Origin of the sequence: Virgibacillus sp. (assembly GCF_013393565.1) — a bacterium.
GTDB lineage: Bacteria > Bacillota > Bacilli > Bacillales > Amphibacillaceae > Virgibacillus > Virgibacillus dokdonensis.
The window spans coordinates 1-14125 of record NZ_JABXHF010000015.1; the positions used below are offsets into that span (position 1 = coordinate 1).

12 protein-coding genes are annotated in these 14125 nt (G+C 37.5%); all 12 read right to left on the reverse strand.

The genetic code is table 11. The features are described from left to right. Positions 1-901 precede the first annotated feature (901 nt). Entirely contained in the window at positions 902-2386 is a 1485-nt protein-coding gene (gene lysS, locus HLX49_RS04545) for a lysine--tRNA ligase (RefSeq protein WP_296360922.1), read from the reverse strand. Between the two features lie 265 nt (positions 2387-2651). Further along, positions 2652-2873 (reverse strand): helix-turn-helix domain-containing protein, encoded by a 222-nt coding sequence (locus HLX49_RS04550; RefSeq protein WP_077701811.1) that lies wholly within the window; start codon positions 2871-2873, stop codon positions 2652-2654. After that, positions 2843-3361, reverse strand: a complete 519-nt coding sequence (gene folK, locus HLX49_RS04555) for a 2-amino-4-hydroxy-6-hydroxymethyldihydropteridine diphosphokinase (RefSeq protein ID WP_101933054.1) — start codon at positions 3359-3361, stop codon at positions 2843-2845. The genes HLX49_RS04550 and folK overlap by 31 nt, the downstream gene beginning before the upstream one ends. Further along, positions 3358-3723, reverse strand: a complete 366-nt coding sequence (gene folB, locus HLX49_RS04560) for a dihydroneopterin aldolase (RefSeq protein ID WP_077701809.1) — start codon at positions 3721-3723, stop codon at positions 3358-3360. The genes folK and folB overlap by 4 nt, the downstream gene beginning before the upstream one ends. Positions 3724-3727: 4 nt before the next feature. Beyond that, positions 3728-4549 carry a dihydropteroate synthase gene (gene folP, locus HLX49_RS04565; RefSeq protein WP_296360936.1) on the reverse strand — a complete coding sequence of 274 codons (822 nt, stop codon included), beginning with the start codon at positions 4547-4549 and terminating at the stop codon, positions 3728-3730. 270 nt (positions 4550-4819) lie between these two features. Next, positions 4820-5749 (reverse strand): cysteine synthase A, encoded by a 930-nt coding sequence (cysK, locus tag HLX49_RS04570; RefSeq protein ID WP_296360923.1) that lies wholly within the window; start codon positions 5747-5749, stop codon positions 4820-4822. A gap of 133 nt (positions 5750-5882) precedes the next feature. Further along, positions 5883-6782, reverse strand: coding sequence for a peptidylprolyl isomerase (locus tag HLX49_RS04575; protein WP_296360924.1), 900 nt, complete (start codon positions 6780-6782; stop codon positions 5883-5885). 598 nt (positions 6783-7380) lie between these two features. Beyond that, positions 7381-8265, reverse strand: a complete 885-nt coding sequence (hslO, locus tag HLX49_RS04580; RefSeq protein ID WP_296360925.1) for an Hsp33 family molecular chaperone HslO — start codon at positions 8263-8265, stop codon at positions 7381-7383. 219 nt (positions 8266-8484) lie between these two features. Further along, complete coding sequence (locus HLX49_RS04585) at positions 8485-9270, reverse strand: type III pantothenate kinase (protein WP_077701805.1); 786 nt, start codon at positions 9268-9270, stop codon at positions 8485-8487. Between the two features lie 371 nt (positions 9271-9641). Next, positions 9642-11705 (reverse strand): ATP-dependent zinc metalloprotease FtsH, encoded by a 2064-nt coding sequence (ftsH, locus tag HLX49_RS04590; protein ID WP_077701804.1) that lies wholly within the window; start codon positions 11703-11705, stop codon positions 9642-9644. Between the two features lie 409 nt (positions 11706-12114). After that, positions 12115-12657 (reverse strand): hypoxanthine phosphoribosyltransferase, encoded by a 543-nt coding sequence (hpt, locus tag HLX49_RS04595; RefSeq protein ID WP_073011461.1) that lies wholly within the window; start codon positions 12655-12657, stop codon positions 12115-12117. A 14-nt stretch (positions 12658-12671) separates the two neighbouring features. Further along, on the reverse strand, positions 12672-14123 hold the full coding sequence (gene tilS / locus HLX49_RS04600) for a tRNA lysidine(34) synthetase TilS (RefSeq protein WP_141130622.1): 1452 nt from the start codon (positions 14121-14123) through the stop codon (positions 12672-12674). Between the last annotated feature and the right edge of the window lie 2 nt (positions 14124-14125).

The following is a 14125-nucleotide window of genomic DNA, read 5'->3' on the forward strand; positions in this document are numbered from 1 at the left end:
GCGTTCGTCCTGAGCCAAGATCAAACTCTCCATAAAAGTTTGTGATGATGAACACCGTTCTTCATCATTCTTAGCTTCTTCTGAGATTTCTCTCAGTTTATTTCTTAAGAAAAACAGGGTTTGTTTTCCCTTGACATACTGGTTGTTTTGTTCAGTTTTCAAAGAGCAAATATATCGCAGTTGCTTTTTTGCGAGTCAACCACTTAATTATACCATCTTGGTCCGCGCTTGTCAACAACTTTTTTATTAAATTGTCGGCGTTTCAAATTGGCGACTTTATTAATATAACACTCATTTAAAACAAAGTCAATATATTTTTTGTTTTTTGTTGCTGTTTTTCAAATCTAGTTTGTTGATTTGTTTAAGCAACGTTAATTAATTTACCATGTTTAAAAGCGAAAATCAAGCTTTTTTCAAAAAAAGTATTTTAGGAAATTTATTTCTATTGTTTACACTATTCTTTCATTTTATTCTGAGCAGAATTGAAGGTATAAATCCCTTCACATAAAGCACAGAGTCGCTGTTTCTCTCCACGCACCAAAAAATGATACTCTTAAAGAACTTTTATACGAAGTAGGTAAATTAGAGTTCTGTATTTATAAATAAGAGAGTAGGTTTAGCCCAGGTAGTGGCAAGACTCACACTCCACTTCCGAATCTCAGGAAAAAGGCGAGCCCAACCAGTCTTATGTGGTAGAGAATAACACCTATATCCCTTTTTATAAGTGGCGTTTAGATCATATCCTCCAACTACTAAACAATCGTGCTGAATAACAGACCTACCTTGAATAGGAAGATATACTCAATAAGATGCATGCAGGTTTACAGAAGCGCTCAAACAAAAAAACACAAGGAAAGTGATAATAAATCTGATCTCCTTGTGTTTTTTACAACACATACTTCTATTCTTTATTTTTCATCTGTGGAAATAATAATACATCTCGGATGGAAGCTGAATTTGTTAACAACATTACGAGACGGTCTACACCTATACCTAACCCACCAGTTGGCGGAAGCCCATATTCTAGTGCTTCTAAGAAATCTGTATCCATATAATGAGCTTCATCATTTCCAGCTGCCCTTTCTTTCACTTGTGCTTCAAATCGTTCACGCTGATCAATTGGATCGTTTAACTCACTAAATGCATTTGCATGTTCTCGTCCAACAATAAACAATTCAAATCGATCGGTAAATCGTTCATCTTGTTTATTTTTCTTAGCTAAAGGGGAAACTTCTACAGGATGACCGTAGATAAACGTTGGCTGAATTAAATCTTCTTCGACTGTTTGTTCAAAAAACTCATTTACAATGTGACCATATATCATCGTTTCAGTGATTTCTACGCCATACTCCTTCGCTAAAGCTCGAGCTTCATCATCGCTCATCTGTGGCCAGAAATTAACGCCCGTCTTTTCTTTAATCGCATCAACCATATGTTTTCTCGTCCATTTTGGAGCTAAGTTCACTTCATGCTCGCCATAAGTTACTGTTGTCGTACCTAAAACTTCCTTAGAGATATGCGCAACAAGTCGCTCTGTTAAATCCATGATGTCATGATAATCAGCATAAGCCTCATACAATTCTATCATCGTAAATTCTGGATTATGTCTTGTGGAAATTCCTTCATTACGAAACACACGACCAATTTCGTAAACTTTTTCCAAACCACCAACGATTAACCTTTTTAAATGCAATTCTATAGCAATACGCATGTAGAGTTCTACATCTAATGCATTATGATGGGTAATAAAAGGTCTTGCTGTAGCACCTCCTGGTATGCCATGTAACATAGGCGTTTCCACCTCTAAAAAACCTTGACCATCTAAGTAACGGCGCATTGCTTGAATAATTTTACTGCGCAATACAAATGTCTCTTTACTATCCATGTTCGTAATTAAATCCAGATAACGTTGACGGTATCGCTGCTCAATATCTTTCAAACCATGATATTTCTCCGGTAAAGGTCGTAAAGATTTAGTAAGTAGTTGGAAATCCGTCGCTTTAACAGACAACTCTCCTACCTTCGTTTTAAACATAACCCCAGTTACACCGACAATGTCACCAATATCACTTGTTTTAAAAACCTCATATGCAGCTTCTCCGACAGAATCTTTACGAACATAAAGCTGTATTTGGCCACTAATATCTTGAATATGAGCAAAGCCTGCTTTTCCTTTCCCTCGCTTCGTCATCATTCTTCCTGCGATCGTCACTTGCTCTTCCTTACTTTCCAATTCTTCCTTAGAATAGCGATCATATAAATCCTTTAATTCACTTGCAACATGAGAACGGGGGAATCGCTCTCCGAAAGGGTTTATTCCCTGTTCTTTGAATTGTTCCATTTTTTCTTTACGTACTCGCATATGCTCATTTATTTCTTCAGACACCCTAAATTCACTCCAGTCCTTTTCTATAGGTAAAAGTATAAACGATATTTATATAAACTTCATGTGTTGCATTATTTCTGTTAAAATCACAAAGCAAATGTCTTAATTGTCAACAAGTTATCTATTTAACTCACTTTCCTAAACAAACATCTAAGACAAAGTTATTGATAATTGCCATCGAAATGCAATTACAACTCAATTAGAAAACATAGCATCACCTATGGGAGAGATCATTGACCTCTCATTTTCTACCTTCCATGCTTTATTAACCTGTATTATCCTCATCGTAAAGCATAAGCTCTTCTTTAGAGATATCAAGTGTATGCACTACTATGTCTAAAAGATCATCAGAAATCGGCTTAACACCTCGCTCTATACTGCCAATAACAGACAGTGGAACACAAAGCTTTTTGGCAAATTCCACCTGGGTATACCCTTTTAATTTACGAAAAGCTTTTATTCGTCTACCGAATCTTTTTTGGTCCATTTCACTACATCCTTTAAGTCATTTCCTGGCAGTTCCGTTACAACCATACTTACTTCTTTTTCTCCATTAGGTAATGGCAATATAGCTTGTGGTGCAATTTCGTTTAAAGGTACAAGTACAAATGCACGTTCATGCATGCGCGGATGCGGAATTGTTAAACGCTCCATTTCTATATTTTCTTGATTATATAATAAAATGTCAAGGTCTATTGTACGAGGACCAAAGCGAATGATTCGTTTCCTGCCTAATTCGTTTTCTATTTGTTGACAGTATGCTAATAGTTCCAATGGTAAGCAACTGGTCTCCACTTCTATGACCATATTTAAAAAATCATTTTGCTCCGTATAGCCTACAGGTGCTGTCTGGTAAATAGATGATGTTTTTGTGATATGAATTTGTGCATGTTCCTGTAATAGACGTAAGCCTTCTTTTAAAAAATTTTCTCTTGGTTCGATATTGGTTCCTAATGCTATATATACGTAATTCATTTTACCTTCTCCCTATATATCTCTACGGCCACAGAATGGTATTGACCTGGAATCGGTGGATCTGGCTTAATAAGCTTTATGTTACATGCTTCAAGTATATCAAATGACGTTAATAACTTTTCTGCAATATTTTCAGCCACCGATTCGATTAGTTGTTTCGCTTCCCCCTCCACAATTTCCCTAATATATTCATAGGCTTGCCCGTAGTGAATCGAATCATTCATATCGTCACTGTTTCCAGGCTTACTTAAATCTAGATAGAGCGTAGCGTCCACTTGAAAACGTTGCCCTAATTTATTTTCTTCTGGTAGCAATCCATGAAAACCATAAAATTGCAGTTGTTGTAAAAGTATTTTATCCATATCCTCAACCTCTTTTTACATGAAGCATTGCATCCATCATTTTAGCAAGCTGTCCATTTGTTTTTACATCATGTACCCGAATGATTTGAACGCCTTTCATAACTCCCATGCAAGTTGTTGCCCCTGTACCAATATCACGATTTTGTGGAGGTTCATCCAAGATATGCCCTATGAATCGTTTCCTAGAAGTTCCTAAAAGTAGTGGATATCCTAGCTCGGAAAAACGCTCTAATTGATTCATGACGAGTAGATTATGTTCTGCCGTCTTCGCAAAACCAATACCAGGATCGATAATAATTTGTTCATGTAAAACGCCTGCATCTAGCGCAATATTTATGCTTTCTTCCAAATCCGTGAGCATATCAGGAATTAAATCTTGATAATTCATGTTCGTTCGATTATGCATTAATATAATCGGAACGTTATACATTTTAGCTACTTTCGCAATGTCTGGCTCTCGTTTAGCACCCCACACATCGTTAATCATATCAGCACCTGCATCTAATGCCGCTTTGGCAGTCTCCGCTTTATATGTATCAATCGAAATTGGTATGCTGACATGCTTCTTTACTTCACGAATAATAGGAACCACACGTGCAATTTCTTCTTCCTGAGAAACCGGCTCGTGATTAGGTCGTGTAGATTCGCCGCCAATATCAAGTATATGTGCACCATCTTTCTCCAGCTTTACGGCTTGTTCAATAGCACTTTTAACCGTATTATAATTTCCGCCATCTGAAAAAGAATCCGGCGTGACGTTTATTATACCCATAATGAGTGTGCGATCCGTTAAATCATACGATTGTTTTTTCGTTATTAATCGCATCATTCTTCAGTCCTTCTTTCTACCTTTTCTCTTATCGTATCATACTATGTTTTGGCAAGCGACCTGTTTATATTACGTAAGCAAGATTGACGTTCGTATTTTCGTTATGTTTGAACGTATTGTTATGTAAACACATGTTAGTTATTTACAATTAAAAAACTTACCTTATCACCATGGTATAAATTTTTCTTATTCTGGTCCTTCATTGCAATCGAAAAAACCAGTACCTAGCATTGGTACCGGTTTTTCTTGGGCAGAGATCGCTACTACTTAATCTTCATCTCCAAATTGATAAAGTGGTGTTGATAAATACCTTTCCCCATTATCTGGAAAAATGGCCAATACTTTTTTTCCTTTTCCTAGCTTTTTGGCTACTTTCTTTGCTGCGGCTATAGCTGCACCTGCAGAAACGCCTCCAAGAATGCCGTTATTCGTGGCAACTTCGCGGGCAACTTCATATGCTTCATCATTTTCAATTTGGTATATATCATCATATATTTCTGTATTTAAAATACTTGGCACAAACCCTGCACCTATTCCTTGTATCTTATGGGGACCAGGCTTTTCCCCAGACAGAACTGCTGAAGACGCTGGTTCAACAGCAAAAACTTGCAGACGATCGAAATGTTCTTTTAAAACTTTTCCTGCTCCAGTGATGGTTCCTCCTGTGCCAATACCAGCAATAAAAGCATCTAATCCATCACTCATTTGGGCGATGATCTCTTTACCCGTTGTTTTTTCATGAATATCAGGGTTTGCAAAATTATTAAATTGCTGTGGCATAAAGTAGCCATGTGCTTTTTGTAACTCTTCTGCTTTATGAATAGCACCCTTCATTCCTTCTGCTCCTGGAGTTAGCACAAGCTCTGCTCCATAAGCTCGTAAAAGATTACGACGTTCTAAACTCATCGTATCAGGCATAACTAGGATTGCTTTATAATCTTTTGCAGCTGCAACCATCGCTAAGCCTATCCCTGTATTACCACTTGTTGGCTCTATAATCGTATCTCCTGGCTTTAACTTGCCCTCTCGTTCCGCAGCTTCCACCATGGCTAAAGCAATTCGATCCTTTACGGAGCTACCTGGATTCATAAATTCCAACTTCACATAAATATCTGCACTATTTTCATCTACAATACCTTTTAATTTCACAATCGGAGTCTCACCAATTAATTCTGCTACACTTTGAGCAACTTTCATTTTTCAGCCTCCTAATCCCTAGTTAATCGATAAGTTTAATACTAATTTACGCTGTTCCTTAAAAAATGTCAACGAATCAAATTGAATCTATAGATATTTGGGCTTAAAAAATACCTTCTTTTCTTAAGCTACTCTATTCAGAATAAATCCATTCAATATCCTGACTTTCCCACAGCGGATCAGCTTCTAAGGTTTGTTTCTTCTCCTGTAAAGCTAATTCACTCATTATATACGGTTTCATTTCTTCATACGTAAAGGTTATTGAAGGCAGTTTTCGATGAAGGTAGATGAGCGCAACCTCTCCTCCCACCTCAAAAGGTTCACTATAAGAGAACTCCTGCAAATTATTGACAATCACTTCGTAACTATCTGGAAAGTATTGGCTTTCTGTAGATAGATACCCTAAATATCCTCCAACCGCACGCGTTTCTTCATCGACAGAATACTCTTGGGCTAGTAAATTAAAAGACGCCCCCTGTTCTAATTCATTGTATACCTTCTCAGCAGTTTTCATTTCTTTTACAATAATATGGGACAGTTGCATCGAAGCTGTAAAATTATATTGCTCGCCATATGTTTCATAATGCTCTTTCATCGTATCATCCGATACCGAAACATCTTCTGTTAATAACCTCTCCAGCTGATAGCGATGTCGAATATCCTTTTCCCACTTCGCTTCCAAATCTTCATATTCTGATTCGATTAGAACACCTTGCATAGCAAGCAACAGAGATATCTCTCTTTCAATCACTTTATCACTTATGGAAATGTCTCTTTCGTTCGCTAATTGGCTTACAATTTCCCGATCAATCATCGCTTTTAAATGTTCTTCACCATATGTATCACGTAAAGCCTTTCGCCACTCCTCAATGCTTATTTCTTCTCCATTAACGGTGGCTGCAGCTTCGTTATTTTTATACTTCTTGCCATTACCTGTTTCAATATCTACTTCTTCTTGGTTCCATACGAACAAAGTGGCGATATTTGTTACTAACAATAGGACAATTATACCTAACATTAACTTCTTTGACATGCGTTATTCCCCCTATTATAAACTGAATATTCAATTAAATAGGACTTGCTTCACTAACCAATTTTTGCTTAGCAACGAAAGCGTACAATCTATAGAATATAAACGGAATTTATTTGTACGTAATGATATTTTCATGTTGAAGAGAAAGTTCTTGACCTCATTGGAATAACGCGGAACATGACTAGTGAGGGTTTTTGCATGGTTTATAGTAATAATCCGTCAATGTACAGCTAAAAAGTTGTGTTTTTCTCTAATACTTCCAAAATGTGATAGTTACGTACATCTTCCATTAACTGTGATTCTTCTCCTATGTACTATTATCTCCCACTTAGACATATCTAGCATACATTCCTAATTCTAAAAAGTTAGATTTAGAAGCACTTCATATGTAAGCTAAGATGAATCTACCCAATGACTATGGGAGGGGATTATTCCTCCCACATTCATTTTAGTCACGAAGCAGACAATGTAAGCGAAGGTGCTTATCGTAGGGTGATTTCGTGAAGTTGCCCAGTTGCTGGGCGATGAGGACGTGGCTATTCAGTGTTTCCTTATCCCAAGCACCTCATTTTATACTTTCTTATTTTATTATAAAAACTTAATTTTCACTCAAGCTTTGCTTTAAAAGACGCAAATCTTCTTCTGCAAACTGATACGTCTTATTGCAAAAATGGCAGCTTGCTTCAGCTCCATGATCTTCTTCTATCATACTTTGGATTTCCGCTTCCCCAAGACCTTGAATAGCTCGCTCAACACGTTCTTTAGAACATCTACAGTGAAATTCCATCGGTAATGATTCATGTATTTTAATTTCCTGACCTCTAAATAAACGTTGCAAAATTTGCTCTGGTGTATTTCCTTCGCGGATAAGGGAAGAAATCGGTGGAAAAGATTGAATTTGCTCTTCTAGCTGTTGAATAACTTCATCACTAGCTCCAGGCATAAGCTGTACAATAAATCCTCCAGATGCTAAAATACTATGATCAGGATTAACTAAAACACCAGCCCCAACAGCTGAAGGAATTTGCTCGGAATTTGCAAAATAATAGGTGAAATCCTCGCTTATTTCCCCGGAAATAATTGGAACTTCTCCTGTAAAATAATCTTTTAAGCCTAAATCTTTTATAACACTAATGCTTCCTTCTTTCCCAACTGCTCTAGCAACATCTAGTTTCCCTTTTTCATTTAGTTCAAAATCTACATGCGGATTCATTACATAGCCACGAACATGTCCTTTTGCATCTGCATCAGCAATGATTGCTCCTAAAGGGCCCGTTCCCATCACCTTTGTAGTAATAGAATCCTCCCCTTTTAACATAGCACCCATCATACCAGTAATTGTAAGTGTTCTTCCTAGAGCAGCCGAGGCAGTTGCCCATGTATCATGCCGTTGACGTGCCTCTTCCACTGTATTTGTAGAAAGCGCTGCATAAGCACGCACCATTCCATTATAAGCCGTTGCTTTTATAATAAAGTCTTTCACAAGTCTTTTCTCCCTTCTTGTGTAAATAATAAGATCAGTAGACGGTCCGTTTATACCCCAGTTGCCATGCTGTTATTTCCATTTCCCTATATTTGAAGTGGTAGTCTTACAGCAACCTATATTCAGGATACATTAGTAAATCAACCATCTTAGTGAACAGCAAAAATGTATAACCCATCTCATCAAGTTAAGGCTTTATAGACATCTATCGTAGACGATTTAGAAATTATTATTAGAATCTTTATTCCTATCATAAATTATTCGCAAACCTTTTAAGGTTAAATATGGATCAACTTGATGAATGACTTCTGATTCATTAGCTATCAAAGCTGCTAAACCGCCAGTTGCAATAACTGTTGTACTCGTATTCATTTCTATTTCCATACGGCGAACGATTCCATCTACTTGTCCTACATATCCATAAACAACCCCAGATTGCATAGCTTCTACAGTAGATGTTCCAATAACATGGGGCGGTGCTTGTATTTCAATTTTTGGTAATTTTGAAGCTCTATTGTACAAGGCTTCCATTGCCACATTTAAGCCAGGAGTAATGACGCCGCCATAATATTCTTTTTTTTCATTTATATAGCAGTAAGTAGTTGCTGTCCCAAAATCAATAATGATAAGTGGTGCGCCATATTCTTCTATAGCGCCTACTGCATTAACAATTCGATCTGCCCCAATTTCTTTCGGATTGGGATACTGCATTTTTAAATAATTATGTACAGGTTCCTTCCCAATAATCATCGGTTCTATTTGAAAATAGTCCTTGCACATCTTTTCTAACGCGTACATAATTGGCGGTACGACAGAAGAAATAATGACTCCGGATATATCGGAATTAGAAATGCCTTTGTAAGCAAACAGGGATTGCATTAACATGCCGTATTCATCCTCTGTTTTATGTCGATCCGTTTTAATTCTCCATTGGTGCTTTAAATTTTCTCCTTCAAAGACCCCCAATACGGTATTTGTATTCCCAACATCTAGTACAAGTAACATATGGTTCCAAACCTCTCTTTGTTCAAACTCTTCCTAGTTCCTTTGTTCCTATAGGAAAGTATAAAACTTTATTGTTTGTAGTATAAGAAAAACAATAGCTTCGCCAAAAAGACTTGTTGGCAAGCCAACTTTTTCTAACTGATTTTTAATATACCACATTTATTTTGCTATGAATATGTAGAGGTTCTATAACTTAAAATATTTAAAAATGCTCCATTGTCCGTTTACAAGTGCTAGCGTTTATTTATTAATTAGCATGTTTGTTTAGATAGTATCCCACATGCCAGCTTGAATACTTCAAATCTCATACTCCCTCATAGCATAAAACAACTCCCCACTTTAACCAAAGTTATAGCAGGGAGTTGTTCTGGTTACTTTTCATCATCTTCTGATGAAGGTTTATTGTCCGTTGTTATTTCATCCAAAGATGAAGGTTTTTGCTCTTTTGATGTTGTATCATCATTAGGACGTGTAGGTGGCTTATTATCCGTTGTGATATCTTCTTTTTTCTCTTGTTGTTTATTTAGCGCTTTTTCCTTTGCCTGTTCATACGTCTCTGGCGCTTCATCTTTTGGTTTAATATTCACTTTCATATCATCTTCTTCCGGTTCAGGAAGGACGCCTTTTTCAAATAATGATTTTATTTGTTTTGCATCTAGTGTTTCCACTTCAAGTAAAGTTTTAGCAATTAATTCAAGCTTATCTTTATGCTCGGTAAGAATTGCTTTCGCACGATCATAACAGTAATTAATAAAGTTTTGCATTTCTTGATCAATCTCGTGCGCTATTGCATCACTATACTGTTGATCATTGCTAAGATCGCGACCTAAAAATACTTGACCACCGCCAGAAGTAAACTGTAAAGGTCCAATCCGATCACTCATACCGTACTCGGTAATCATCTTACGAGCGATAGCTGTTGCTCGCTGAAAGTCGTTATGAGCTCCAGTACTTACTTCTCCGAAGATAACTTCTTCCGCTACACGACCACCCAAAAGACCTGTTATTTTGTCAAAAAGCTCTGGTTTCGTCATAAAGTAACGGTCTTCCTTAGGTAACATGACCGCATAACCGCCCGCTTGGCCACGTGGTACAATGGTAACCTTATGAACGATATCCGCATCATCTAAAACCATTCCGATAACGGTATGCCCACTTTCATGATACGCTACAATGTCTCGCTCTTTTTCAGAAATCACTCTGCTTTTCTTAGCAGGTCCCGCAATAACGCGGTCTATTGCTTCATCCACATCAAGCATTTCAATTTTATTACTGTCTCGTCTTGCTGCTACTAATGCTGCTTCATTTAGTAAGTTCTCCAAATCAGCACCTGAAAAACCAGGCGTACGCATAGCAATTGTTTTTAAATCAACATCCTCCGCTAGCGGCTTGTTTCTAGCATGTACTTCTAAAACCTCTTTACGTCCCTTCACATCTGGACGGTCTACCATAATTTGTCGATCAAAACGGCCTGGTCGTAATAAAGCAGGATCTAAAATGTCAGCACGGTTCGTTGCTGCCATAATGATAATCCCTTCGTTAGCACCAAAACCATCCATCTCTACAAGCAATTGGTTTAAAGTTTGTTCACGCTCATCATGACCACCGCCAAGGCCCGCTCCACGCTGTCTACCAACTGCGTCTATTTCGTCTATAAAAATGATACAAGGAGCATTCTTTTTTGCGTTTTCAAACAAATCACGTACACGCGAAGCACCAACACCAACAAACATCTCCACAAAGTCTGAACCACTTATAGAGAAAAAGGGTGTACCAGCTTCTCCTGCTACGGCACGTGCTAATAATGTTTTACCAGTTCCTGGAGGTCCCACTAAAAGTACACCTTTCGGAATTCTAGCACCAACAGCAGAGAATTTTCTTGGATCTTTTAGAAAGTCAACTACCTCTACTAGTTCTTGTTTCTCTTCATCAGCACCCGCTACATCTTTAAAGCGAACTTTCTTTTTATCTTCACTATACATTTTTGCCTTACTCTTCCCAAAGTTCATAACGCGACCGCCGCCGCCTCCACCTTGGGCTTGACTAAGTATAAAGAAAAAGAGAAGTCCAATGATTAAAAACGGAATCATTGTAGTTAAAAGCGTTACCCACATACTCGGTTGCTCTTCTTCTTCTACAAAAAGGTCACTTTGTTCATTTGCTTGTTCCGTAATGGAAGAAATAATATCTGTATTATCTGGAACTTGCGCAACAAACGGCTTTTCTTCGTCTTCTAATACACCTTCGTAACGAATAATACCGTTAGCTGGTTGCATGGTCATTTCTTTAATCTCACCATTATTTAAAGCATCCATAAATTGCTTAACATTATATTCTTTTGCTTCTTCATTTTGCCCACTGAACAGTGAAATAACCGAAATAATCACAAGGACAATCACTATCCAGAAAACTGCATTCCGAAATATCCGGCTCATTGCTTACCTCCTCCCAAGCGGGGAAAAACTATATTACATCGTACCATACTAAAAAGTTGGAATACAACTAATTTACCTTAAAAATAGGATAAACGGAAACTTCATTTTGTCGGAGTTTACCGTCACCTTGTATTGGTTGCTTATACTATAAAGATATTTAGAAAACACGGTTTGTCGCCAAGCCCTTATGAAGATAAAATTTGTAGTTTCTTATACGATAAACTTCTTTCATTCGTTTGATTAGAAAAGAAAGACATTTGTCTGCAAATTTTTCAAAAACTTAACAGCTAACTAACTACAAACCATCATGGTTTCCTAATCGTAGATCCATTCAAGCATTTGGTATTGTTGTACACTACGTAACCTTGTCTAAATCTTCCTATGCTACAACTACTTTGGTGGTAAATTTTTATTCCCCACCATATACTTCTGGCTTTAACACACCAATATAAGGCAAGTTTCTATATTTCTCTTGGTAGTCTAACCCATAGCCTACAACAAATTCATTAGGCACTTCAAAACCAATCATGTCCGCTTTGATGTCCGCAGTTCTTCCTGTCGGCTTATCTAATAATGTAACAATTTTAACAGAATTAGCCTTGCGATATTTAAATAAATCCACTAAATAACGTAAAGTTAAACCGCTATCGATAATGTCTTCGATGATAAGCAAATCGCGTCCTTCCACCTTTGTATCAAGGTCTTTAACAATCTTTACTTCACCAGAAGAACGCATTTCTTTGCCATAGCTAGAGACATCCATAAAATCCATCTCTAAATACGTCTCTGTATAGCGTAAAATATCGGACATAAACGGCATAGCACCTTTTAACACACCGATAGCTAGTGGAAACTTGCCATCATACTCCCTCGTTAATTGTTCCCCTAATTCTTTACACTTATTTGCAATTTCCTCCTGTGATATTAACACTTCTTTAATATCATTATGCATATATCCTGCTCCTCCTACCTGTTGCCATCTTGAAAATATAATTGTATTTGTGAGGTATTCATCTGAGGTTTTGCAACGGCTGCTTTTCGCAAACCGACTAACCATAGAATTTCCCCGTCATTATCTGTCACTAACGGCCATGTTGCTCGTTGATGACGAGGCACTTTTGCATCAATGAAAATATCCTTTAGTTTCTTCCTTCCGTTTAACCCGGCTACACGCATTTTATCGCCTTGTTTTCGGGTTCTTATATGTAATGGAAGTGCTACCTGATTAACGGGAATGGTAAGGCTATACTTCGTTTGTTCCGTTACCGCTTCACCGCATTCAGCATACATCACGGAGCCATCAGGTAAAATTGTTTGCCCTGGGATACTTATTAACTTATGATATGATGATGAGCTAGAAAGGTCATCACGAAAGTAACACCTTATTTGATCGTAGGACTTCTCTACTTTTAGTCCAGCGGGGAAATCGATCTGTGCATTGCCCGTTTGATGGTAAATCAATGCCAAAAATTGCTCTTCATGTACATAAGACAAACTGTCAGGAACATCCACATACAGATAGTTTAATATTAGATGATAGGCACGTCTTTGTAAAGCAAATGCATACGTTTTAAACGCATGAATTTCAAATGATAATTGTAGCCTTGCTGAATCAAAACATACAACAGCGTCTACCATTTTTTTTGCTTCTTGCAAAATATAAGCGCCGTCAATAGCTAATGTTTCACTTAAATGTTGCACAGTTGTATGTAAGTTGCTATTTTTTTGTTTTAACATTGGTACAATATGCTGCCTGACATAATTACGTGTGTATACCGTTTCTTCGTTAGAAGGATCTAGTCGCGGTACAATCTGATGCGCTTGACAATAGTCCCATATGTCACCTTTTGTTACACAAAGAAGCGGTCGCACAATCCAACCATTAGAAAAGGAACGTTTAACAGGTATCCCTTTAAAACTTTGAACATCAGCCGAACGAACAAGGCGCATCACCATCGTTTCAATTTGATCATCGCCGTGGTGGCCTAACGCTAAATAATCTGCCTTAAACTTCTCCATTTGCTCCTTAAATACAGTATAGCGTAACGTTCTTGCGGCTATTTGTGTTCCTTGTTTATTTTTTTGTTTCCAAGCAGGAACATTGACAGACGTAGAAACACATTCAATTTGCCATTGTTCACAGATATGTTTGACATAAGATACATCTGCTAATGATTCTTCCCCTCGAAGCTGATGATCAACGGTTATGGCAACAACTCGGAACCCCCAACTTTCCTTCATCGTGTTTAAATAATGCAATAATGCCATAGAGTCTGGCCCTCCAGAGACACCGACTAAAATCGTTGCTCCTTTCGTGAATAACTGATGTCGCTTCATAAACTGTCGCACTTTTTCTTCCATTTGTCCATCTCCAACAAACGCGGATTCTTTTTTTAACGTATAATGTAATCCTATCACAA

What these genes read in the sequence shown, in the direction of transcription:
- HLX49_RS04550 (WP_077701811.1), bottom strand. Translation starts at nt 2,873, where the DNA reads ATGGACCAAAAAAGATTCGGTAGACGAATAAAAGCTTTTCGTAAATTA.
- folK (WP_101933054.1), bottom strand. Translation starts at nt 3,361, where the DNA reads ATGAATTACGTATATATAGCATTAGGAACCAATATCGAACCAAGAGAA.
- folB (WP_077701809.1), bottom strand. Translation starts at nt 3,723, where the DNA reads ATGGATAAAATACTTTTACAACAACTGCAATTTTATGGTTTTCATGGA.
- folP (WP_296360936.1), bottom strand. Translation starts at nt 4,549, where the DNA reads ATGCGATTAATAACGAAAAAACAATCGTATGATTTAACGGATCGCACA.
- cysK (WP_296360923.1), bottom strand. Translation starts at nt 5,749, where the DNA reads ATGAAAGTTGCTCAAAGTGTAGCAGAATTAATTGGTGAGACTCCGATT.
- HLX49_RS04575 (WP_296360924.1), bottom strand. Translation starts at nt 6,782, where the DNA reads ATGTCAAAGAAGTTAATGTTAGGTATAATTGTCCTATTGTTAGTAACA.
- HLX49_RS04585 (WP_077701805.1), bottom strand. Translation starts at nt 9,270, where the DNA reads ATGTTACTTGTACTAGATGTTGGGAATACAAATACCGTATTGGGGGTC.
- ftsH (WP_077701804.1), bottom strand. Translation starts at nt 11,705, where the DNA reads ATGAGCCGGATATTTCGGAATGCAGTTTTCTGGATAGTGATTGTCCTT.
- hpt (WP_073011461.1), bottom strand. Translation starts at nt 12,657, where the DNA reads ATGCATAATGATATTAAAGAAGTGTTAATATCACAGGAGGAAATTGCA.